The organism is Clostridium sp. MB05 (assembly GCF_046581255.1).
GTDB lineage: Bacteria > Bacillota > Clostridia > Clostridiales > Clostridiaceae > Clostridium.
On record NZ_CP174370.1, the window covers coordinates 617,252 to 641,546 of the forward strand.

Annotated in this window: 24 protein-coding genes, 1 tRNA gene and 1 other annotated feature; all 25 genes read left to right on the forward strand. The window is 33.2% G+C overall.

Going from position 1 to position 24,295, the window contains the following annotated elements:
- Window positions 1-2: 2 nt before the first annotated feature.
- Window positions 3-1,403, forward strand: a complete 1,401-nt coding sequence (gene cysS, locus ACH36K_RS03065) for a cysteine--tRNA ligase (RefSeq protein ID WP_411169512.1) — start codon at window positions 3-5, stop codon at window positions 1,401-1,403.
- A gap of 49 nt (window positions 1,404-1,452) precedes the next feature.
- On the forward strand, window positions 1,453-1,869 hold the full coding sequence (locus ACH36K_RS03070; protein WP_411169513.1) for a Mini-ribonuclease 3: 417 nt from the start codon (window positions 1,453-1,455) through the stop codon (window positions 1,867-1,869).
- 40 nt (window positions 1,870-1,909) lie between these two features.
- Window positions 1,910-2,806 carry a 23S rRNA (guanosine(2251)-2'-O)-methyltransferase RlmB gene (rlmB, locus tag ACH36K_RS03075; RefSeq protein WP_411169514.1) on the forward strand — a complete coding sequence of 299 codons (897 nt, stop codon included), beginning with the start codon at window positions 1,910-1,912 and terminating at the stop codon, window positions 2,804-2,806.
- Between the two features lie 20 nt (window positions 2,807-2,826).
- Entirely contained in the window at window positions 2,827-3,339 is a 513-nt protein-coding gene (locus ACH36K_RS03080; RefSeq protein ID WP_411169515.1) for an NYN domain-containing protein, read from the forward strand.
- Between the two features lie 50 nt (window positions 3,340-3,389).
- Window positions 3,390-4,037, forward strand: a complete 648-nt coding sequence (sigH, locus tag ACH36K_RS03085) for an RNA polymerase sporulation sigma factor SigH (RefSeq protein WP_411169516.1) — start codon at window positions 3,390-3,392, stop codon at window positions 4,035-4,037.
- 86 nt (window positions 4,038-4,123) lie between these two features.
- Window positions 4,124-4,199, forward strand: a tRNA-Thr gene (locus ACH36K_RS03090).
- A gap of 138 nt (window positions 4,200-4,337) precedes the next feature.
- Window positions 4,338-5,531: an elongation factor Tu gene (gene tuf / locus ACH36K_RS03095; RefSeq protein ID WP_411169517.1), complete on the forward strand. Its 1,194-nt coding sequence runs from the start codon at window positions 4,338-4,340 to the stop codon at window positions 5,529-5,531.
- 174 nt (window positions 5,532-5,705) lie between these two features.
- Entirely contained in the window at window positions 5,706-5,855 is a 150-nt protein-coding gene (gene rpmG / locus ACH36K_RS03100) for a 50S ribosomal protein L33 (protein WP_008681213.1), read from the forward strand.
- Between the two features lie 51 nt (window positions 5,856-5,906).
- Complete coding sequence (secE, locus tag ACH36K_RS03105; protein WP_322458501.1) at window positions 5,907-6,140, forward strand: preprotein translocase subunit SecE; 234 nt, start codon at window positions 5,907-5,909, stop codon at window positions 6,138-6,140.
- 33 nt (window positions 6,141-6,173) lie between these two features.
- Complete coding sequence (nusG, locus tag ACH36K_RS03110; protein ID WP_411169518.1) at window positions 6,174-6,695, forward strand: transcription termination/antitermination protein NusG; 522 nt, start codon at window positions 6,174-6,176, stop codon at window positions 6,693-6,695.
- Window positions 6,696-6,764: 69 nt separating this feature from the next.
- Window positions 6,765-7,190, forward strand: coding sequence for a 50S ribosomal protein L11 (gene rplK / locus ACH36K_RS03115; protein ID WP_008681208.1), 426 nt, complete (start codon window positions 6,765-6,767; stop codon window positions 7,188-7,190).
- 52 nt (window positions 7,191-7,242) lie between these two features.
- Entirely contained in the window at window positions 7,243-7,932 is a 690-nt protein-coding gene (rplA, locus tag ACH36K_RS03120) for a 50S ribosomal protein L1 (protein WP_411169519.1), read from the forward strand.
- 42 nt (window positions 7,933-7,974) lie between these two features.
- Window positions 7,975-8,103: a sequence feature (ribosomal protein L10 leader region), on the forward strand.
- 37 nt (window positions 8,104-8,140) lie between these two features.
- Window positions 8,141-8,644 (forward strand): 50S ribosomal protein L10, encoded by a 504-nt coding sequence (rplJ, locus tag ACH36K_RS03125; RefSeq protein WP_411169520.1) that lies wholly within the window; start codon window positions 8,141-8,143, stop codon window positions 8,642-8,644.
- Window positions 8,645-8,675: 31 nt separating this feature from the next.
- Window positions 8,676-9,041, forward strand: coding sequence for a 50S ribosomal protein L7/L12 (gene rplL / locus ACH36K_RS03130; protein ID WP_411169521.1), 366 nt, complete (start codon window positions 8,676-8,678; stop codon window positions 9,039-9,041).
- Window positions 9,042-9,394: 353 nt separating this feature from the next.
- Entirely contained in the window at window positions 9,395-13,102 is a 3,708-nt protein-coding gene (gene rpoB, locus ACH36K_RS03135) for a DNA-directed RNA polymerase subunit beta (RefSeq protein WP_411169522.1), read from the forward strand.
- 21 nt (window positions 13,103-13,123) lie between these two features.
- On the forward strand, window positions 13,124-16,657 hold the full coding sequence (gene rpoC, locus ACH36K_RS03140) for a DNA-directed RNA polymerase subunit beta' (RefSeq protein WP_411169523.1): 3,534 nt from the start codon (window positions 13,124-13,126) through the stop codon (window positions 16,655-16,657).
- Window positions 16,658-16,811: 154 nt separating this feature from the next.
- Window positions 16,812-17,051, forward strand: coding sequence for a ribosomal L7Ae/L30e/S12e/Gadd45 family protein (locus tag ACH36K_RS03145; RefSeq protein WP_322458590.1), 240 nt, complete (start codon window positions 16,812-16,814; stop codon window positions 17,049-17,051).
- Between the two features lie 64 nt (window positions 17,052-17,115).
- The gene (gene rpsL, locus ACH36K_RS03150; RefSeq protein ID WP_322458589.1) at window positions 17,116-17,496 is read left to right on the forward strand and encodes a 30S ribosomal protein S12; all 381 of its coding nucleotides are present in this window, start codon (window positions 17,116-17,118) and stop codon (window positions 17,494-17,496) included.
- 151 nt (window positions 17,497-17,647) lie between these two features.
- Window positions 17,648-18,118: a 30S ribosomal protein S7 gene (gene rpsG, locus ACH36K_RS03155; RefSeq protein WP_411169524.1), complete on the forward strand. Its 471-nt coding sequence runs from the start codon at window positions 17,648-17,650 to the stop codon at window positions 18,116-18,118.
- Between the two features lie 75 nt (window positions 18,119-18,193).
- Complete coding sequence (gene fusA / locus ACH36K_RS03160; RefSeq protein ID WP_411169525.1) at window positions 18,194-20,257, forward strand: elongation factor G; 2,064 nt, start codon at window positions 18,194-18,196, stop codon at window positions 20,255-20,257.
- A 187-nt stretch (window positions 20,258-20,444) separates the two neighbouring features.
- On the forward strand, window positions 20,445-21,638 hold the full coding sequence (gene tuf / locus ACH36K_RS03165; protein WP_411169517.1) for an elongation factor Tu: 1,194 nt from the start codon (window positions 20,445-20,447) through the stop codon (window positions 21,636-21,638).
- A 644-nt stretch (window positions 21,639-22,282) separates the two neighbouring features.
- On the forward strand, window positions 22,283-22,591 hold the full coding sequence (gene rpsJ, locus ACH36K_RS03170) for a 30S ribosomal protein S10 (RefSeq protein WP_322413296.1): 309 nt from the start codon (window positions 22,283-22,285) through the stop codon (window positions 22,589-22,591).
- A 78-nt stretch (window positions 22,592-22,669) separates the two neighbouring features.
- Window positions 22,670-23,299 carry a 50S ribosomal protein L3 gene (gene rplC, locus ACH36K_RS03175; RefSeq protein ID WP_411169526.1) on the forward strand — a complete coding sequence of 210 codons (630 nt, stop codon included), beginning with the start codon at window positions 22,670-22,672 and terminating at the stop codon, window positions 23,297-23,299.
- Between the two features lie 24 nt (window positions 23,300-23,323).
- Window positions 23,324-23,944 (forward strand): 50S ribosomal protein L4, encoded by a 621-nt coding sequence (rplD, locus tag ACH36K_RS03180; RefSeq protein WP_411169527.1) that lies wholly within the window; start codon window positions 23,324-23,326, stop codon window positions 23,942-23,944.
- Entirely contained in the window at window positions 23,944-24,234 is a 291-nt protein-coding gene (rplW, locus tag ACH36K_RS03185; RefSeq protein WP_411169528.1) for a 50S ribosomal protein L23, read from the forward strand. Before rplD ends, rplW begins: the two co-directional genes overlap by 1 nt.
- The last annotated feature ends 61 nt before the right edge of the window (window positions 24,235-24,295 follow it).

Sequence of the window (24,295 nt, forward strand, 5' to 3'; positions counted from 1 at the left end):
AGATGAGGATTTACAATAGCATAACTAGAAAAAAAGAAGAATTTGTACCATTAACACCAGGCGAGGTTAAGATGTATGTATGTGGACCTACTGTGTATAACTATTTTCATATAGGAAATGGTAGAACTTTCATAATCTTTGATACTATAAGAAGATATTTAGAGTACAGAGGATATAAGGTTAGATTTGTTCAAAATTTTACAGATATAGATGACAAAATGATAAAAAAGGCAAATGAAGAGGGTACAACAGTTAGTAATGTTGGAGACAAATATATAGATGAATATTATAAAGATGCTGATGGATTAAACATAAAAAGAGCATCAGTAAATCCAAGAGCAACTGAATATATTATTGATATTATAGAGTTTGTAGAAGGCTTAATTGAGAAAGGCTATGCATATGAAGTAGATGGAGATGTTTATTTTAGAACAAAGGAATTCCAAGGATACGGAAAGTTAATTGGTCAAAATTTAGAAGATCTACAGGCTGGAGCAAGAATAAATGTAGATGAAAGAAAAGAAGATCCTATGGATTTTGCATTATGGAAGGCGCAAAAGCCGGGTGAACCAGCTTGGGAAAGTCCATGGGGCATGGGAAGACCAGGATGGCATATAGAATGCTCATGTATGGCAAAGAAAATATTAGGAGATACCATAGATATACATGCTGGTGGGATGGATTTAGCTTTCCCTCATCATGAAAATGAAATTGCACAAAGTGAGGCTTTAACTGGAAAGACATTCGCTAGATATTGGTTACATGGAGCTTTCTTAAATATAAATAATCAAAAAATGTCAAAATCACTAAATAACTTTTTAACAGCAAGAGATATATTAAAACAATATGATGCTGATGTAGTAAGGTTTTTAATGTTATCAGGACATTATAGAGTACAATTAAACTTTAGCGATGAACTTCTTGAATCTGCAAAGTCATCAACAGAAAGGTTATATAATGCAATCTCTAATTTAGAAAACTTAATAGATGAAGTTAAAAAAGAGTCTATGGGTGATAAAGAAAAGGCTTATCTAGAATTTTTAGATGTTTATAGACAAAGATATATAGAAAAAATGGATGATGACTTTAATACAGCTGATGCTATTACAGCTATTTTTGATCTTATAAAAGATATAAATACTAATGTATCAATAGATTCATCAAAGGAGCTTTGTGAAAGTGTGCTAAGCTTAATAAGAGAATTAGGGGAACCATTAGGAATACTTCAAAATTCTACTAAAGGAAGTTTAGAAGAAGAAATAGAAAATCTAATAGAGCAAAGACAACAGGCTAGAAAAAATAAGGATTTTGCATTAGCAGATAAAATTAGAGATGATTTAAAAGCTAGAAATATAATCTTAGAAGACACACCTCAAGGAGTAAGGTGGAAAAAGGTAAATTAAGGTTAAAGGGCTGCATTAGTGCAGCCTTTATTTAAAGGAGAGAAAAAATATGTTAGAGGATTTAAGAGTGAGAGAATTTAGTAAAGAAGAAGCTAGGAGATTAAATCCTTTGCAGTTAGCACTGATAGGTGATGGTGTATATGAAATATATATAAGAAATCATATACTTTCTAACAATACTGAATTATCAGCTCATAAAATACATGTAAAAGCAATAGGTTATGTTAAAGCTAAGAGTCAATCAACTATAATGCATAGTATAGAAGATACCTTAACAGAAGATGAATTATATATTTACAAAAGAGGAAGAAATACAAAATCTGCAACAATACCTAAAAATGCAGAGGTAATAGACTATAGAAATGCTACTGGATTTGAAGCTTTAGTAGGATATTTATATTTAACAGGAAATAAAGAAAGGCTATATATTATATTAGAAAAATCTACAGAATTACAGTTAACATAACTAAGGAAAAGTATATAATAGACGTAAGGAGTGATTTAAGATGACAAAGGGAAATAGAGAGTCTAGAATGAAAGCTAGAATGGAAAGACAAATGCTTGAAAACAATTCATCACAAGGTAAAAAGTATGATGTAAAAGAAAATAGAAAAGCAAAAGATTATTCAAGAGAAAATATTAATAATGCAGTAGAAGTAGAAGCGAGAGAAGATCTAATTATCGGTAGAAATGCTGTCATGGAAGTATTAAAAAGTGATAGAACAATAGAATGTCTTTATATTGCTAATGGTAACATGGAAGGATCAATTAAAGTTATAATAAATATAGCAAAAGAAAAAGGTTTAGTATTAAAAGAAGTTGATAGAAAGAAACTTGATATAATGACTAATGGAACAAACCATCAAGGGGTTGTAGCTTTAGTTACTCCGTTTAAATATTGCCAAATTGCAGATATACTAAATTTAGCAAAAGAGAAGAAAGAAGATCCATTTGTTGTAATATTAGATGAAATAGAAGATCCTCATAACCTAGGATCTATAATAAGAACAGCTGAGCTATGTGGAGTTCATGGAATAATAATACCAAAAAGAAGAAATGTAGGAATAACTTCTACTGTTTATAAATGCTCAGTTGGAGCTATTGAACATATGAAAATAACAAAAGTAACTAATATAAATTCAGCAATAGATGAATTAAAAGAAGCAGGATTATGGATTTATGGTGCAGATATAGACGGAGAAGAATATAGTTATCAAGCTAACTTTAGTGGACCATGCGCAGTAGTTATAGGAAGTGAGGGAAGAGGAATATCTAAGCTTACTTTGAAAAAATGTGATAAACTAGTTAAAATTCCTATGATAGGTAAAATTAACTCTTTAAATGCTTCAGTTGCAGGTGGTATAATGATGTATGAAATATTAAAGGGAAGACTAATAAAATAACAAAATCAAAGAGGTAACATGTGAAAATTATATTTGTTGATGGATATAACGTAATAAACAGCTGGCCTAATTTGAAGAAACAAAAAGACTATAGCTTTGATGGAGCAAGACAGAGTTTAATAGATAGTTTACATAACTACTCAGTTTATGAAGGATGCAAAATAATAATAGTATTTGATGCTCATAAGGTTAATAGGAGCATTGAAAAAAAGCAAGATATAAATAAAAACATAAGTATAGTTTTTACAAAAGATGGTGAAACAGCAGATTCTTATATAGAAAGAGAAGTACATAACTTAGGTAGAAGATTTGAAGTTTATGTTGTTACATCAGATTGGCTTGAACAACAAACTATATTCCAAAGAGGTGCAGTAAGAATATCTGCTCTTGAGTTCTATAATGAAGTTTTAGAAACTCAAAATAGAATTAACAAAAAGGCACAAAAAAATATGTCATTATCTAAAAATCACTTGGGAGATAATGTTGATGAAGACATATTTAAAAAATTAGAAGCTATAAGACGAAGTGATTAATAATTTTGATTAATATATTTATCATAATAGAGGGCTTAAAGGGGTGATATATGGTGGAGAATACCAAAAAAGATACTAGTCCGTTTGTGGAATTTCAAAACAAACTAGATGAAGAAGTAGTTGATGAAGCAAAAAGAGGAAATAGCAGAGCACAAGAATACTTAATATCTAAGTATGAAAACTTTGTAAAAGCTAAAGCGAAATCATATTTTCTTATTGGGGCAGATAAAGAAGATATTTATCAAGAAGGAATGATAGGATTATATAAAGCTATAAGGGATTTTAAATCTGATAAATTAACAAGCTTTAAGGCTTTTGCAGAGCTATGTGTTACTAGACAAATAATAACGGCTATAAAGACAGCAACAAGACAAAAACATATTCCCTTAAACACATATATATCTTTAAATAAGCCCATATATGAAGAAGAATCAGATAGAACACTAATAGATGTTTTATCAGAATTAAAAATAACAGACCCAGAAGAGCTTTTAATAGGAAAAGAGCAGCTAAAGCATATAGAAGGTGAAATGGCTAAAGTTTTATCAGACTTAGAAATGGAAGTGCTTCAATCCTATCTAGATGGTAAATCATATCAAGAAATAGCATGTGATTTAGATAGGCAAGCTAAGTCTATAGATAATGCCTTACAAAGAGTAAAGCGAAAGCTTGAAAAATGTCTATATACAGAAAAATAAGTCGCTAAATTTTTATTGACAAATTTTTTGAACAATAGTAAACTTTATAATTGGTATATTAAACTATAGAAGCATTATATGGAAATGCTCACGTAGCTCAGTAGGTAGAGCGTCGCCTTGGTAAGGCGGAGGTCGTCGGTTCAATCCCGATCGTGAGCTCCAGTATAGTTGAGTGCTTACTAATAATGATTGTTGTAATTTATAAATTACTTAAATCTTTGTAGTAAGCTCAATATATTAAGCAAAACGATACAAAACGCTAGGCAAAGTTTATTACAAAGATTAAAGGAGGATTTTACAATGGCAAAGCAAAAATTCGAAAGAAGTAAACCACACGTAAACATTGGAACAATCGGTCACGTTGACCACGGTAAGACAACTTTAACAGCTGCAATCACAACTGTTTTATCAAAAAAGGGATTTGCAGAAGCATTTGATTATGCTGCAATAGATAAAGCTCCAGAAGAAAAGGAAAGAGGTATTACAATCAATACTTCTCACGTTGAATATCAAACAGAAAACAGACACTATGCTCACGTTGACTGTCCAGGACATGCTGACTATGTTAAGAACATGATCACAGGTGCTGCACAAATGGATGGAGCAATATTAGTTTGTTCAGCTGCAGATGGTCCAATGCCTCAAACAAGAGAGCACATTCTTCTTGCATCAAGAGTTGGAGTTGACTACATAGTTGTTTTCTTAAATAAAGCAGATATGGTAGACGACGAAGAATTATTAGAACTAGTTGAAATGGAAGTTAGAGAATTATTATCAGAATACAACTTCCCAGGAGACGATATTCCAGTAGTTAAGGGATCAGCTTTAGTAGCATTAGAAAACCCAACAGACGAAAAAGCAATCGCTCCAATACTTGAGTTAATGGATGCTGTAGATAGCTACATTCCAACTCCAGAAAGAGCAACAGATAAGCCATTCTTAATGCCAGTAGAAGATGTATTTACGATCACTGGTAGAGGAACAGTTGCAACAGGAAGAGTTGAAAGAGGAATTCTTAAGGTAGGAGACGAAGTAGAAATCGTTGGATTACAAGAAGAAAGCAGAAAAGTAGTAGTAACGGGAATAGAAATGTTCAGAAAGTTACTAGACGAAGCGCAAGCTGGAGACAATGTTGGAGTTCTTTTAAGAGGAGTTCAAAGAACAGACATCGAAAGAGGTCAAGTTTTAGCGAAAGCTGGAACAGTTAAGCCACATAAAAAGTTTGTAGGTCAAGTTTATGTACTTAAAAAAGAAGAAGGTGGAAGACACACTCCATTCTTCGATGGATATAGACCACAATTCTATTTCAGAACAACTGATGTTACTGGTTCAATTAAGTTACCAGACGGAATGGAAATGGTTATGCCAGGAGACCACATCGATATGAACGTTGAATTAATCAATCAAATAGCTATGGATGAAGGATTAAGATTCGCTATCAGAGAAGGTGGAAGAACTGTAGGTTCAGGAGTTGTTACTAGCATAATAGAGTAATATGTATTATTAGTATATAGTTTAGGGCTGGGTGGGATTACCTAGTCCTTTACAAAGGCTTATATATTGACATAATGCATGTTTTGTGATAATGTGTTTAGGTAATTAACGAAATTAAATTAACATAAAGTAATAAGGTTTTATATTATTTACGGTAAACTGGAGGTGCAGACTGTGAGAGTAAAGATAACTTTAGCATGCACAGAGTGTAAGCAAAGAAACTACAATTCAATGAAGAACAAGAAAAATAACCCAGACAGATTAGAAATGCATAAATACTGCAAGTTCTGTAAAAAACATACACTTCATAAAGAAACTAAATAGTTAGCTGATATAGTGATGACATATACTCACAAAAATTAAGGATGTGAAGTAATGGCTGTTAAGGAAAATGTAAATTTAACTAAAAATTCACCTGATAAAGGTGGCGTATTTAAATTTTTTAGAGAGGTTAAGGCAGAAGTTAAAAGAATAACTTGGCCTTCTAAAAATGATACTAAAAAAGCGTTAATTGCAGTTGGCGTAGTCGTACTGATATATATAGTATTAGTAGGCGGGTTAGATTATATTTTTCAAAACCTCTTTAAATTCATTTTAAAACTAAAGTAAGGAGGTTTAGGTGGTAACCACCTATAAGGAAATATGAGCGAAAAAGCAAGATGGTATGTTGTACATACATACTCAGGCTACGAAAACAAAGTTAAAGTAAATCTTGAAAAAACCATTGAAAATAGAAATCTTCAAAGCTTACTTCAAGACATTCAAGTGCCTATGGAAGAAGTGATAGAAGAGAAAGATGGGAAACAAAAGATTTCTCTTAAAAAGAAGTTTCCTGGATATGTGTTAGTAAAAATGCTAATGACTGATGAGTCATGGTATGTGGTTAGAAACACTAGAGGCGTAACTGGGTTTGTTGGCCCAGCTTCTAAACCAGTTCCTCTTACCGATGAAGAAGTTGAGTCTATGGGAGTTCAAGAAACTCCGGTAGAAATAGATTTGGAGGTAGGGGAAAGTGTAAGAGTTATCTCTGGACCATTAAAAGAATTTATTGCTATAATCCAAGAGATAAATCTAGAAAAACGCAAAATAAAAGCGTTAATTGATATGTTTGGCAGAGAAACTTTAGCTGAACTAGAATTTACACAAGTTGAAAAATTAGTTTAATATAAGCTAATGTTTTAATAAAGTGGGAGGACTAAGGTCCGTATTACCACAGTATAGGAGGAATAATACATGGCTAAGAAAGTAACAGGAATGATTAAACTTCAACTTCCTGCAGGTAAGGCAACACCAGCACCACCAGTAGGACCAGCATTAGGTCAACACGGTGTTAACATCATGGGATTCTGTAAGGAGTTCAACGCAAAAACTGCTAACCAAGCTGGATTAATAATACCAGTTGTTATAACAGTTTACCAAGATAGATCTTTTAGTTTTATACTAAAAACTCCACCAGCAGCAGTTCTTATAAAGAAGGAATTAGGAATCGAAAGTGGTTCAGGAGTTCCAAACAGAACTAAAGTTGGAAAATTAACTAAGGATCAAGTTAGAAAAATTGCTGAGTTAAAGATGCCTGACTTAAATGCAGCTACAATCGAAACTGCTATGAGCATGATCGAAGGTACTGCAAGAAGTATGGGAGTAACTATTGAAGAGTAATTCGTAAAAAAGTGGGAGGTAAAAACCGCTAATACCACAAAGGAGGCAAATTATGGGAAAGAATTATATTGAAAGCGCAAAATTAATAGATAAGAGTGCATTATACACTCCATCTGAAGCTTTAGATTTAGCAGTAAAGACTGCTAAGGCAAAATTTGATGAAACTATAGAACTACATGTTAGATTAGGGGTTGACCCAAGACATGCAGATCAACAAGTTAGAGGAGCTGTTGTTCTTCCAAATGGAACAGGTAGAACTGTAAGAGTTTTAGTGTTTGCAAAGGGAGAAAAAGCTAAAGAAGCTCAAGAAGCTGGTGCAGATTTCGTAGGAGCGGAAGAATTAGTTCAAAAGATCCAAAGCGAAAACTGGTTTGACTACGATGTAGTAGTTGCTACGCCAGATATGATGGGTGTTGTTGGTAGAATCGGTAGAGTTTTAGGACCTAAAGGATTAATGCCAAACCCAAAATCAGGAACAGTTACATTTGATGTTGCTAAAGCAATTGCTGAAATAAAAGCTGGTAAAGTTGAATATAGAGTAGATAAAACTGCTATAGTTCACTGCCCAATTGGAAAGAAATCATTTGGTGTAGAAAAATTACAAGAAAACTTCCGTGCTTTAATGGATGCTTTAATAAAAGCTAAACCAGCAGCTGCTAAGGGACAATACGTTAAGTCAGTATCTGTTTCAAGCACTATGGGTCCTGGAGCAAAGGTTAACCCAACAAAAGTTTTAGATTAGTATTGACAAACGGATAGTTGTGTAATATAATTTTATCTGTTGTTAAAGAGAATACTGATTCCAAAGACAGTAGGTGCCGAAAGGTTTAAAATAATTGCCTACCGAGGAATACCAAGGTAAGTAATTATTTGGTCTTCCTATGTCTATGGGAAGGCCTTTCTTAATATAAATTTGCAGTTGAAAACTGTGAGGAGGTGGACACACAGTAATGAACAAGAATAGACAAATTAAAGAAGCTAAAGTTGCTGAGATTAAAGAAAAATTAGAAAAAGCTCAAGCGATCGTTTTAGCAGACTATCAAGGTTTAACAGTTGAAGAAGATACAGCTTTAAGAAAATCTTTAAGAGAAGCTGGTGTTGAATATAAGGTTTATAAGAACAACCTAGTAACATTAGCAGCTAAAGAATTAGGAATCGAAGGTCTTGATGAATATTTAGAAGGACCAGTTTCTATAGCGTTCGGATATGAAGATGCTACTGCTCCAGCAAGAGTATTACATACATTTGCTAAGGATCATAAGAAGATAGAATTAAAGGCTGGTATGGTAGAAGGAACTTTATACAATAAAGAAGAAGTTGAAAAACTTGCTACAATACCATCAAAAGAAGTTCTTATCGCAAAACTTCTTGGAAGCTTCAAAGCTCCATTATCAAACGTTGCATATTTATTAAATGCAATTAAAGAAAAAAAAGAATCAGAGTCAGCTGAATAATAACTGATAAAAATTTGGAGGTGCAATTAAAATGACAAGAGAAGATATAATTCAAGCTATAAAAGAAATGACTGTTTTAGAATTAAACGAGCTAGTTACAGCTTGTGAAGAAGAATTTGGTGTAAGTGCGGCTGCTCCAGTAGCTGCTGCAGGAGCTGTTGCAGGTGCTGCAGCTGCAGAAGAAAAGACTGAATTCGACGTAGTATTAGCTAGCGCTGGATCACAAAAGATCAAAGTTATCAAAGTTGTTAGAGAATTAACTGGATTAGGATTAAAAGAAGCTAAGGAAATAGTTGATGGAGCTCCTAAGACAATAAAAGAAGCTGTATCAAAAGAAGAAGCTGAAGACATGAAAGCTAAATTAGCTGAAGTTGGAGCTGAAGTAGAAGTTAAGTAATTAACTTTTAAATTGAAAAGGTGCTGTTAAAGGCACCTTTTTAATTGCTCAAATAAAACTATATAAAATATCAAAATCCTGGGATACTTTATATAGTTTTATATAAAAATTACTTGAAATGTAATTTATTATAGATTAACATAAGTTATACAATAAATTAATTGACATTAAAAGAATAGTATGATAGTATCATTAAATGTACTATTCAATATGGATAGCTATATATTCATATGAAAAAAATGTATAATCGAACAGAAGATGGTTATACTAATAAGTGATGCTGTCCGAAAGCATAAGTCCTTAGGGAAAGTGTGCTTTTGGTTATTTTAGTTTTATACAAGGGGTGAAAATTCATGGTACATCCTGTCCAAGTCGGAAAAAGAACTAGAATGAGTTTTGGTAAAGTTAAAGATGTAACTGAAATGCCAAATCTTATTGAGGTACAATTAGATTCATATCAGTGGTTTTTAAAGGAAGGACTTCATGAAGTTTTTGATGATATCAATCCTATTACAAACTTTACTGGTAATCTTGTGCTTGAATTCATTGATTATAAGCTTGATATGGATAATATTAAGTATTCAGTGGAAGAGTGTAAGGAGAGAGACTCTACTTATGCTGCACCATTAAAAGTTTCAGTAAGATTACAAAATAATGAAACTGGAGAAATTAAAGAACAAGAAGTATTTATGGGAGACTTCCCATTAATGACAGAGCAAGGTACTTTCATCATAAATGGTGCTGAAAGAGTTATTGTAAGTCAATTAGTAAGATCACCAGGCGTTTATTACAATTTTAATGTTGATAAAACTGGTAAAAAATTATATTCATCAACAGTAATTCCAAATAGAGGAGCATGGTTAGAATATGAAACAGATTCTAACGATATTATCTATGTAAGAATAGATAAGACAAGAAAGCTTCCTATATCTATATTAGCAAGAGCTATGGGATTTGGAAGTGATCAAGAACTTTTAGACTATTTTGGAGAAGATGAAAGATTTAAAGCTACAATAGAAAAAGATAATACTAAGACTAAAGAAGAAGCTTTATTAGAAATATATAAGAGATTAAGACCTGGTGAACCACCTACAGTAGATAGTGCTATATCTCTTATAGATTCATTATTCTTCGATGCGAAGAGATATGATTTATCAAGAGTTGGTAGATATAAATTTAACAAGAAGTTAGCTTTAAATTTAAGATTAGTTAATCAAGTAGCAGCTACAGACATAATTAATCCTCAAACAGGGGAAATTATGGTTGAGCAAGGTGAAAAGATTAGCAGATCTGTTGCAGAAGAAATTCAAAATGTTGGTATTAACTCAGCAGACATACTAGTAGAAGATAAAGTGGTTAGAGTAATTGGTAACCATTTTGTAGACATTAAGAAATTTATATCATTTAATATTGATGATTTAAATGTTAGAGAGCTTGTTCACTACCCAACATTAAAAGAGATATTAGATAATTATGAAGATGAAGATGTTATAAAAGAAGAAATAAAGAAAAACATAAACAGACTTATTCCTAAACATATAATAAGGGATGATATATTTGCGACAATAAGCTACGAATTGGGTTTACCATATAATGTTGGCTATGTTGATGATATAGACCACTTAGGAAATAGAAGATTAAGATCAGTTGGAGAGCTATTACAAAACCAATTTAGAATCGGTTTATCAAGAATGGAAAGAGTAGTTAAAGAAAGAATGACTATTCAAGACCAAGAAGCTATAACACCTCAAATGTTAATTAACATAAGACCTGTTGCAGCTGCTATAAAAGAATTCTTTGGTAGTTCACAATTATCACAATTCATGGATCAAACAAATCCATTATCAGAATTAACACATAAAAGAAGGTTATCAGCTTTAGGACCTGGAGGTCTTTCGAGAGAAAGAGCAGGTTTTGAAGTTAGAGACGTTCACCACTCCCATTATGGTAGAATGTGTCCTATAGAAACTCCAGAAGGACCAAACATAGGGCTTATTAACTCTTTAGCAACATATGCTAAGGTTAATGAATATGGATTTATAGAAACTCCTTATAGAGTTGTAGATAAGGAAAAAGGTATAATAACTGATGAAATAGAATACTTTACAGCTGATGTAGAGGACCAATATCTTATAGCACAAGCTAAAGAGCCTATTAGTGAGGACAGAAAGTTTGTTGATAAAAGAGTAACAGTTAGATACCTAGATGAAGTATTAGTAGTAAATGCTGAAGAAGTTGATTTAATTGATGTTTCACCAAGACAAATAGTTTCAGTAGCTACTGCTATGATACCATTCCTTGAAAATGACGATGCTTCAAGAGCACTTATGGGATCTAACATGCAACGTCAAGCTGTTCCTTTATTAAAACCTCAGGCGCCAATAGTAGGTACTGGGATAGAATTTAAAGCAGCTGTAGACTCTGGAGTTCTTCCAAAGGCTAAAAATGCAGGGAAAGTAGTTTACGTAAGCTCTAATGAAATAAGAATTAAGAGAGACGTAGACGGTGGTATAGATACTTATAGACTTCTGAAGTTTAAGAGAAGTAACCAAGGTACATGTATAAACCAAAGACCTTTAGTAGATAAGGGTGAAATAGTGTTTAAGAACCAAGTTTTAGCTGATGGTCCATCAACTGATTTAGGCGAAATAGCACTAGGTAAAAACATTAGAATGGGATTCATAACTTGGGAAGGCTATAACTATGAAGATGCCATGCTTATTTCTGAAGAACTAGTTAGAGAAGATGTCTTTACTTCAATTCATATAGAAGAATACGAATGTGAGGCAAGAGATACAAAACTAGGACCAGAAGAAATAACTAGGGATATTCCTAATGTAAGTGAAGATACATTAAAAGATATAGATGATAGAGGAATAATAAGAATTGGAGCTGAGGTTAGATCAGGAGATATTCTTGTAGGTAAAGTAACGCCTAAAGGAGAAACTGAATTAACTGCAGAAGAAAGATTACTAAGAGCTATATTTGGAGAGAAAGCTAGAGAAGTAAGAGATACTTCATTAAGAGTACCTCATGGAGAAGCTGGAATCATAGTAGATGTTAAGGTATTTACTAGAGAAAATGGCGATGAATTAAATCCAGGAGTTAATGAACTAGTTAGATGTTATATAGCTCAAAAGAGAAAGATTTCTGTTGGAGATAAGATGGCTGGACGTCACGGTAATAAGGGGGTTATCTCAAGAGTATTACCAGAAGAAGATATGCCATTCTTACCTGATGGTAGACCATTACAAATATGCTTGAACCCACTTGGGGTTCCATCTCGTATGAACATCGGGCAGGTACTTGAAGTTCATTTAGGATGGGCAGCAAGTCAATTAGGATGGCATATAGCTACTCCTGTATTTGATGGAGCTACTGAAGAAGATATTGAAGAATGCTTAGAAAAAGCGGGATATAATGCAAATGGAAAAACTGTTTTATATGATGGTAGAACAGGAGAAGCATTTGATAACGAAGTAACTGTTGGTATAATGTATATCTTAAAGCTAGCTCACTTAGTTGATGATAAGATTCACGCAAGATCAACAGGACCATATTCATTAGTAACTCAACAACCACTTGGTGGTAAGGCACAATTCGGTGGTCAAAGATTTGGAGAAATGGAAGTTTGGGCGTTAGAAGCATATGGTGCTGCTCATACACTACAAGAAATATTAACTGTTAAATCAGATGATGTAGTAGGTAGAGTTAAAACATATGAAGCTATCGTTAAGGGAGAAAACATACCTGAGCCAGGAGTTCCAGAATCATTTAAAGTTCTGATTAAAGAACTTCAAGCTTTATGCTTAGACGTTAAAGTATTAAATGATGAGAATCAAGAAGTTAGACTTAAAGAATTCGCTGAAGAAGATATGGAAGAGTTAGAAGTTAATATTGAGGGTACAGAAGATGTTGTATCTGATGATATAAATGTAGATGATAGTTATACAATATCAGAGGAAGAAGTTGAGGAAGATGTTGAGTTTGATAACTTTGCATTAGATGGATTCCAAGAAGAAGATTTAGAACTTGATGATTTTGTAAATGATGAACACTAAATTTGAAGGGAGGATATACCCTTGTTTGAATTCAATAATTTTGATGCTATACAAATAGGTTTAGCTTCACCTGATCAAATAAGAGAATGGTCAAGAGGAGAAGTCAAAAAGCCTGAAACTATAAACTATAGAACTTTAAAACCAGAAAGAGATGGTTTATTCTGTGAAAGAATATTTGGACCTATTAAAGACTGGGAATGTCATTGTGGTAAATATAAGAGAGTTAGATATAAGGGAATAGTTTGTGACAGATGTGGAGTTGAAGTTACTAAAGCTAAAGTAAGAAGAGAAAGAATGGGGCATATTGAACTGGCTGCCCCAGTTTCTCACATTTGGTACTTTAAAGGGATTCCATCAAGAATGGGATTACTTTTAGATATGTCACCAAGAGCTTTAGAGAAAATATTATACTTTGCATCATATGTTGTAATAGATCCTAAGGAAACACCATTATTAAAGAAACAACTTTTAAATGAAAAAGAATATAGAGAAGCTGTTGATAAGTATGGTGAAGAAAGCTTTGTAGCTGGAATGGGTGCTGAAGCAGTTCAAGAGTTACTTAGAGAAATTGACTTAGAAGGCCAATCAAGAGACCTCAAAGAAGAACTAAAAACAAGCACTGGTCAAAAGAAAGTTAGAATCATAAGAAGATTAGAAGTAGTTGAATCTTTTAGAAAATCAGGAAACGACCCAAGATGGATGGTTATTAATGTAATACCTGTAATTCCACCAGATTTAAGACCAATGGTTCAATTAGATGGAGGAAGATTCGCAACTTCAGACTTAAATGATCTATACAGAAGAGTTATAAATAGAAATAATAGATTAAAGAAGCTTTTAGATTTAGGAGCACCAGATATAATTGTTAGAAATGAAAAGAGAATGCTTCAAGAAGCTGTAGATGCGCTTATAGATAATGGTAGAAGAGGAAGACCTGTTACAGGACCAGGAAATAGACCTCTTAAATCTTTATCAGATATGCTTAAAGGTAAACAAGGTAGATTTAGACAAAACCTACTTGGTAAAAGAGTTGACTACTCAGGTAGATCAGTTATAGTTGTAGGTCCAGAGTTGAAAATGTACCAATGTGGACTTCCAAAAGAAATGGCTTTAGAATTATTCAAACCATTTGTTATGAAGAAGTTAGTAGAAGATGGTGTAGCACATAATATAAAGAGTGCTAAGAGAATGGTTGAAAGAGTAAATAATCAAGTATGGGATGTACTTGAAGAAGTTATTACAGATCATCCAGTTTTATTAAACCGTGCACCTACACTACATAGGCTTGGAATTCAAGCATTCCAACCGATTTTAGTAGAAGGTAGAGCAATAAAGCTACATCCACTTGTATGTACGGCTTATAATGCTGACTTTGATGGAGACCAAATGGCTGTTCACGTTCCACTATCAGTTGAAGCACAAGCAGAAGCAAGATTCTTAATGCTTGCAGCAGGAAATATTATGAAGCCTTCTGATGGTAAACCAGTTTGTGTACCTACACAAGATATGGTTTTAGGATCATATTATTTAACTATGGATAAAAGTGATGCTAAGGGAGAAGGTAAGATATTTGCTTCTAAGGATGAAGCTATAATGGCTTACCAAGTTGGTGAAATAGCAATTCATGCATTAATTAATGTAAGAATGTTTAAAGAAGTAAATGGAGAAAAGAAATCAGGAATAATAAAGACAACAGTTGGAAAGATAATATTCAATGAATCAATACCTCAAAATTTAGGTTTTGTAGATAGAACTAAGGAAGAGGAAGAGTTCAACTTAGAAGTAGATTTCTTAATAACTAAAAAGTCTTTAGGAACAATTATAGATAAATGTTACACTGTACATGGTCCAACTAATACATCAATAATGCTTGATAAAATTAAAGCATTAGGATATCATTATTCATCTATTGGAGCTGTAACAGTAGCAGCTTCTGATATGATAGTACCTGAAGCTAAGTACACACTATTAAAAGAAGCTGATGAAACTGTTGATAAAATAGAAAAGATGTATAAAAGAGGATTCATATCAGAAGATGAAAGATATGAAAGAGTTATAGAAAAATGGACTAAGACAACAGAAGATGTTGCCGACGCGTTAATGGAAAGTTTGGATAAGTTTAATCCAATATTCATGATGGCAGACTCTGGAGCCAGAGGATCTAAGTCTCAAATTAAGCAATTAGCTGGTATGAGAGGTCTTATGGCGAGTCCAACAGGTAAGATTATAGAGTTACCTATTAGAGCATCCTTTAGAGAAGGACTTGAAGTTCTAGAATACTTTATATCTACTCATGGAGCTAGAAAAGGTAATGCCGATACAGCTCTTAAAACTGCTGACTCTGGTTACTTAACAAGAAGACTTGTTGATGTATCACAGGATGTTATTGTAAGAGAGATAGATTGTGGAACAACAGAAGGTATATATGTTTCTGAAATAAAAGAAGGAAACGAAGCAATCGAAGGATTAGCAGAAAGACTATACGGAAGATATACAGCAGAACCAATAATTAATCCAACAACAGGAGAAGTTATGGTTGAAGCTGATCAATATATGGAACTAGATGTTGCAGAAAAAGTTGCAGCGTCAGGAGTTAAGAAAGTTAAAATTAGATCTGTATTTACATGTAAGTGTAAAGTTGGTGTGTGTTCTAAATGTTATGGTATGAATATGGCCACTGCACAAAAGATAAATATAGGTGAAGCTGTTGGTATTATAGCAGCTCAATCAATAGGAGAACCAGGAACTCAGCTTACAATGAGAACCTTCCATACAGGGGGAGTTGTTGGAGCCGATATAACACAAGGTCTTCCTAGAGTTGAAGAATTATTTGAAGCTAGAAAACCTAAAGGTTTAGCTATAGTAAGTGAAATTACAGGTACAGTAAAAATTGAAGAAACTAAGAAAAAGAGAACTGTATTTGTTACTTCAAATGATGGTGAAGAACGTAGTTATGAAATACCATTTGGTTCAAGATTAAAGGTATCAGACGATGACTTTATAGAAGCTGGTGATGAAATTACTGAAGGTTCAGTAAATCCACATGATATAGCAGCAATTAAAGGCATAGATGGAGCTAGAAAATATCTACTATCTGAAGTTCAAAAAGTTTATAGACTTCAAGGTGTTGATATTAATGATAAACATTTAGAAGTTGTTGTTAGACAAATGACTAGAAAAATAAAAGTTTCGGATTCAGGAGATACTGAGCTATTACCAGGAACTATGATAGATATGTTTGACTTCGAAGAAGAAAATGCAAGAGTAAGAGAATTTGGTGGAGAAGAAGCTAAAGGGGAGCAAGCATTACTTGGTATAACTAAGGCTGCTTTAGCAACAGATAGTTTCTTATCAGCTGCATCATTCCAAGAAACTACAAGAGTTCTTACAGAAGCTGCTATTAAAGGAAAGATAGATCCATTAGTAGGACTGAAAGAAAATGTTATTATTGGTAAGTTAATACCAGCAGGTACTGGAATGATGAGATATAGAGATGTAAAACTAGATGTTGACGATGTTTTAGTAGAAAATGAAGCATTAGAATCAATTGAATAATACATTGCAATTTTATTGACATGTGTATGCTTAAATGATAAAATACGAGATGTGTGATTTTAAAAGCTACACTACAGTATAATTGTCTACATGAATTCATGGAGGCAAAGTTATGAACTTAGCCTCTATGAACTTTTATATAGGGAGTGATTTCATGATAGATAGAATTGTAGGTAATAAAGTAATTGGAATAAAACAATGTACTAAATCTATACTAAATGGAAAAGGTACTATTTTATATGTAGCTAAAGATGCAGACAGTAATTTAACTAATCCGTTAATAGAATTAGCGAATGAAAAAAAAGTTAAAATTATTATTATTAATACTATGAAAGAATTAGGAAAAATGTGTGGTATAGATGTTAAAGCATCTTCAGTACTTATATTAGACTAATTCATTAATAAGCTTTTATCTTAAATATTAGATATATAGATAAAAATTTTCAGGAGGTGAAAAAATGCCAACTATTAGCCAATTAGTAAGAAAAGGCAGAAAAACTATTATCAACAAGTCAGCGTCACCAGCACTTAACGAGTGTCCACAAAGAAGAGGAGTTTGTACAGTTGTTAAAACAACTACTCCAAAGAAGCCTAACTCAGCTTTAAGAAAAGTAGCGAGAGTAAGACTTACAAATGGATTCGAAGTAACTGCATACATTGGTGGTGTAGGACACAACTTACAAGAGCACAGTGTTGTTCTTATAAGAGGTGGTAGAGTAAAGGACCTTCCTGGTGTTAGATACCATATCGTAAGAGGAGCACTTGACTGTGCTGGAGTAGCTAACAGAATGCAAGGAAGATCAAAATACGGTGCTAAAAAGCCGAAGGCAAAAAAGTAGTTTAAACTAAACTACAGTAGTGCTTGTCTTCAGCATTTACATAGATTTATAAATTAAGTTTATATAGATGAAAAGGCGAAGCACTTTACGGCAATGTTTAATTGCAGAGTACCAATGAACTTAAATTTACAATGTTAAGGAGGGAAGAAAAGTGCCAAGAAAAGGACATATCGCAAAAAGAGATGTATTACCAGATCCAATATATAACTCAAAAGTTGTTACAAAGTTAATAAACAATGTAATGGAAGATGGTAAAAGAGGAGTAGCACAAAAAATATGCTACGACGCGTTTGAAATAATGGCGCAAAAAACAGGAAAAGATGCTTTAGAAGTTTTTGAAGAAGCTATGAACAATGTAATGCCTTTATTAGAGGTTAAAGCTAGAAGAATAGGTGGTGCTAACTACCAAGTTCCTATCGAAGTTAGACCAGAAAGAAGACAGACATTAGGATTAAGATGGCTTTTAGATGCTTCAAGAAAAAGAGGCGAAAAAGTAATGGCTCAAAGATTAGCTGGGGAATTAATGGATGCAGCTAATAACACTGGAGCAGCTGTTAAGAAAAGAGAAGATACTCACAAAATGGCTGAAGCAAACAAAGCATTTGCTCATTACAGATACTAATATACAAACTGTTTTGGCTTTTGCCAAAACAGTTTTGTCGAATTTAAAATTACTCGTTGAGAGGAGGACATACAAATGGCTAGAAAATATTCGTTAGATAAATTCCGTAACTTTGGAATAATGGCTCATATAGATGCTGGTAAAACTACAACTACTGAGCGTATATTATTCTATACAGGAAGAAGCCACAAAATTGGAGAAGTTCATGAAGGGGCAGCTACAATGGACTGGATGGTTCAAGAACAAGAAAGAGGTATAACAATTACTTCTGCTGCAACAACATGTGAATGGCAAGGACATGAATTAAATATTATAGATACTCCAGGTCACGTAGATTTCACAGTTGAAGTTGAAAGATCATTAAGAGTACTTGATGGAGCTGTTACAGTTCTAGATGCAAAGAGTGGGGTTGAACCACAAACTGAAACTGTATGGAGACAGGCAGACAAATACGGTGTTCCAAGAATGATATATGTTAATAAGATGGATGCTACAGGTGCAGACTTCTTCAGATGTATAAACACTGTAAGAGATAGATTAAAAGCTAATGCAGTTCCAATTCAAATTCCTGTTGGATCAGAAGACCAATTTAAGGGAATGATAGACTTAATAACTAATAAAGCTATTATGTTCTATGATGATTTAGGAAAAGACGTTAGAATTGAAGAAATACCAGCTGATTTAGCTGATCAAGCTGAAGAATACAGAATGGCTTTATTAGAAGCTATAGCTGAAAATAACGAAGATTTAATGGAAAAATATCTTGAAGGTGAAGAGTTAACTGAAGAAGAGTTAATGATTGGATTGAGAAAAGCTACTATAGCTAATGAAATAGTTCCATGTATATGTGGTTCATCTTATAAAAATAAAGGTGTTCAGCAAATGATTAATGGAGTTGTTGCTTTCTTACCATCACCGTTAGATATTCCAGCTATTAAAGGAACTACTTTAGAAGGTGAAGAAGATTCAAGAGAAGCGTCTGATGAAGCTCCAATGGCAGCTTTAGCATTCAAAATAGCAACTGACCCATTCGTTGGAAAACTTGCATTTACAAGAATTTATTCAGGTATTATGGAAAGTGGAACATACGTACTAAACTCAACAAAGGGTAAAAAAGAAAGAATAGGAAGGCTTGTTAAGATGCATGCTAATTCAAGAGAAGAAGTAGAAGCATTAGAAGCAGGTGAATTAGGAGCAATTATTGGATTAAAAAATACTACAACAGGAGATACTCTTTGTTTAGAAAGTAATCCAATAGTATTAGAATCAATGGAATTCCCAGAACCAGTTATATCTGTAGCTATAGAGCCAAAGACAAAAGCTGGTCAAGAAAAGATGGGCTTAGCATTAGCTAAACTTGCTGAAGAAGATCCTACTTTCAAAACTCATACTGATCAAGAAACTGGTCAAACAATTATTGCTGGTATGGGAGAACTTCACTTAGAAATCATTGTTGATAGATTAACAAGAGAATTCAAAGTTGAGTGTAATGTTGGAGCTCCTCAAGTTGCTTACAAAGAAACAATTAGAACAGCTGTTAAAGCTGAAGCTAAGTATGCTAAGCAATCAGGTGGTAAAGGACAATACGGTCACTGTGTTATTGAAATGGAACCTACTGAAGGAGAATACACATTTGAAAATGCTGTAGTTGGAGGGGCTATTCCAAGAGAATATATTCCAGCTATAGATAATGGTATTAAAGAAGCAGCTAAGAATGGTATTATAGCTGGTTATGAAACTATTAACTTCAAAGTTAAAGTTGTTCATGGTTCATATCATGAAGTTGACTCATCAGAAATGGCATTTAAGATTGCTGGTTCTATGGCATTTAAAAACGCTATGGCTAAAGCAGATCCAGTATTACTTGAGCCAATGGAAAAGGTTGAAGTTACAGTTCCAGAAGAATACATGGGAGACGTAATGGGAGATCTTAACTCAAGAAGAGGAAGAATCGAAGGTATGGAAGCTATTAACGGTGCACAAATAATAAGAGCATTCGTTCCACTTTCAGAAATGTTTGGATATGCAACTACTTTAAGATCAAGAACTCAAGGTAGAGGTACTTACTCAATGGTATTCGATCACTTCGAAGAAGTTCCAAAGAGTGTTCAAGAAAAAATTAAGAGTGAAAGAAATTAATTCACTTTAGTAATAAATTTAGGTAATGTTGCTGATAATTAAAGTATGAGCAACGTTACATTATATAAATTTTAGTATTATGAAATAATATGATGAAAATTTATATAACTCTAGAAAATTAGAAGTAAATTAGATATAATAATTAAGAAGGTTCATATAATTAATTTCCATAAAGGAGGATTTTACAATGGCAAAGCAAAAATTCGAAAGAAGTAAACCACACGTAAACATTGGAACAATCGGTCACGTTGACCACGGTAAGACAACTTTAACAGCTGCAATCACAACTGTTTTATCAAAAAAGGGATTTGCAGAAGCATTTGATTATGCTGCAATAGATAAGGCTCCAGAAGAAAAGGAAAGAGGTATTACAATCAATACTTCTCACGTTGAATATCAAACAGAAAACAGACACTATGCTCACGTTGACTGTCCAGGACATGCTGACTATGTTAAGAACATGATTACAGGTGCAGCACAAATGGATGGAGCAATCTTAGTTTGTTCAGCTGCAGATGGTCCAATGCCTCAAACAAGAGAGCACATTCTTCTTGCATCAAGAGTTGGAGTTGACTACATAGTTGTTTTCTTAAATAAAGCAGATATGGTAGACGACGAAGAATTATTAGAATTAGTTGAAATGGAAGTTAGAGAATTATTATCAGAATACAACTTCCCAGGAGACGATATTCCAGTAGTTAAGGGATCAGCTTTAGTAGCATTAGAAAACCCAACAGACGAAAAAGCAATCGCTCCAATACTTGAGTTAATGGATGCTGTAGATAGCTACATTCCAACTCCAGAAAGAGCAACAGATAAGCCATTCTTAATGCCAGTAGAAGATGTATTTACGATCACTGGTAGAGGAACAGTTGCAACAGGAAGAGTTGAAAGAGGAATTCTTAAGGTAGGAGACGAAGTAGAAATCGTTGGATTACAAGAAGAAAGCAGAAAAGTAGTAGTAACAGGAATAGAAATGTTCAGAAAGTTACTAGACGAAGCGCAAGCTGGAGACAATGTTGGAGTTCTTTTAAGAGGAGTTCAAAGAACAGACATCGAAAGAGGTCAAGTTTTAGCAAAAGCTGGAACGGTTAAGCCACACAAAAAGTTCGTAGGTCAAGTTTACGTACTTAAAAAAGAAGAAGGTGGAAGACATACTCCATTCTTCGATGGATACAGACCACAATTCTATTTCAGAACAACAGACGTTACTGGTTCAATTAAGTTACCAGACGGAATGGAAATGGTTATGCCAGGAGACCACATCGATATGAACGTTGAATTAATCAATCAAATAGCTATGGATGAAGGATTAAGATTCGCTATCAGAGAAGGTGGAAGAACTGTAGGTTCAGGAGTTGTTACTAGCATAATAGAGTAATAATTTCTTATAAAATAGATTTGAATGTAAATTTAAATATTAAGTGTGATCACATTTAGAGAGTAAGGGGACGCCCTTGCTCTCTTTTTTTATAATAATATAGAAAAGAGTTAATAGATAGAATATGCATGATAAATAAATGCTATTGCATATATATTTTTATAATATGTAGATAATATAATTAAAGAAATTTATAAAAATATTTTCTTTTTATTGTAAAGGATTAATATATGTTGAATAGTCAATAATATTAATATAAATTTTAATTTATATTAATATGTAAAATAATACTATAAAAAAATATATTGATAAATATCGAAAACACATATAAAATATATTTGCAAAATAAAATATGTTTTGAAGGTATAAAAAAGCATACTTTAAAAATTATCAAAAAAGGCTAAAAAACTCTTGAAAATGCTATGTAAAGATAGTATAATAAAGAAGTTGTATAGCAAACAGCGATGAATCAAGAGGTTGCCGGACTTCCGGGTTAATTCTTGATGAGTATGTTAGGATCTAGAATCCAACGACAGGGGTTTTATAAAAGTGTGTTTTCAAATATGAAACACCAGGAACAGTTTATAGAACATCCGCTGTTGTGCGTTAGAAGTAAAGCGTACATGAAAAGGAGGGAAACCAAGATGTCAAAACAAAAAATAAGAATCAGATTAAAGGCTTTTGATCACACAATATTAGATCAATCAGCTGAAAAAATTGTTGAAACAGCTAAATCAACAGGAGCTAAGGTTGCAGGTCCAGTACCACTACCAACTGAAAAAGATATTGTTACTGTATTAAGAGCTGTTCATAAATACAAAGATTCTAGAGAACAATTCGAAATCAGAACACACAAGAGATTAATCGATATCGTTAATCCATCACCAAAAACAGTTGATGCATTAATGAGATTAAACTTACCAGCTGGTGTTGATATCGAAATCAAGCTATAGTTGATACTTATTAAATAAACAGTTTGAACGGTTATGATTGCTAAGCAGTCCGCTAATACGTTTAGGAGGTGTAAATACATGAAAAAAGCTATATTAGGAAAAAAAATAGGTATGACTCAAATTTTCGATGAAAATGGAAAAGTTGTTCCTGTAACAGTAGTAGAAGCTGGTCCATGTGTTGTTGTTCAAAAGAAAACTATCGAGAAAGATGGTTATGAAGCAATACAAGTAGGCTTTGGAGATGTTAGAGAAAAATTAGTTAACAAACCAAAGAAGGGACATTTTGCTAAAGCAGGTGTTTCTTTAAGAAGAAAGCTAAAAGAATTCAGATTAGAAGATTGTTCAGCTTATGAAGTTGGTCAAGAAATCAAAGCTGATTTATTCGTAGCTGGAGATAAAATTGATGTATCTGGAGTTTCTAAAGGAAAGGGATTCCAAGGGGTTATCAAAAGATGGAATGCTAGCAGAGGACCAATGAGTCACGGTTCTAAATTCCACAGAGCAGTAGGTTCTATGGGTGCTTCATCAGATCCATCAAGAACTTTCAAGAACAAGAACATGCCAGGACATATGGGAGCTGTTAACACAACAGTATTAAACTTAGAAGTAGTTAAGGTTATAACTGAAAAGAACTTAATACTAATCAAGGGTGGTATCCCAGGACCTAATAAAGGTACAGTAGTAATAAGAAACGCAGTTAAAGCTTAATTTCTGTAGAAAGGAGGAAACAGGATGCCTACAGTAGGATTATTTAATCAAGAAGGAAAACAAGTTGGAGATATCCAATTAAATGATAATGTGTTCGGAGTTGAAGTTAACACTGATGCTATGCATCAAGTTGTAGTTGCTTTATTAGCAAACAAGAGACAAGGAACTCAATCAGCTAAGACAAGAGCTGAGGTTAGAGGAGGCGGAATTAAGCCTTGGAGACAAAAAGGAACTGGTAGAGCAAGACAAGGTTCTATTAGAGCTCCACAATGGATCAAAGGTGGAGTTGTATTCGCACCAAAACCAAGAGATTATAGAATGTCAGTGCCAAAGAGCATGAGAAGAGTAGCTATGAAGTCTGCATTAACTAGCAAAGTTCAAGACGGACAAATGGTAGTACTTGAAACATTAGCATTTGAAGCTCCAAAAACTAAGAAAATGGTTGAAGTTTTAAAAGCATTTGAAGCTAAGAAAACTTTAATAATAACTGGAGAAGCTAATGAAGTTCTTTACAAGTCAGCTAGAAATATTGCTGATATTGAAATAATGCCAGTTAACAACATCAATGTTTATGATTTATTAAAATTTGAGAAATTAATCATAACTAAGGATGCTGTATCAAAAATTGAGGAGGTGTACGCATAATGACAAGCTATGATATTATAAGAAAGCCTGTTATCACTGAAAAGACTATGACTGCTATGGCAGACAAAAAGTACACTTTCATAGTTCAAATTAATGCAAACAAAGTTCAAATTAAGAGAGCTGTAGAAGAAATATTCGGCGTTAAAGTTGAAAAAGTTCAAACAGTAAGAACTATGGGAAAAACAAAGAGAATGGGCGTACATGTAGGAAAGAGAGCAGACTTCAAAAAAGCTATCATTACTTTAGCAGGAGATAGCAAGAACATAGAATTCTTTGAAGGAATGCAATAACGCAAATAAAGCGTATTATTGGTATGAAAATACCAGAGAAGCTTAAAGTAAGGAGGGAATT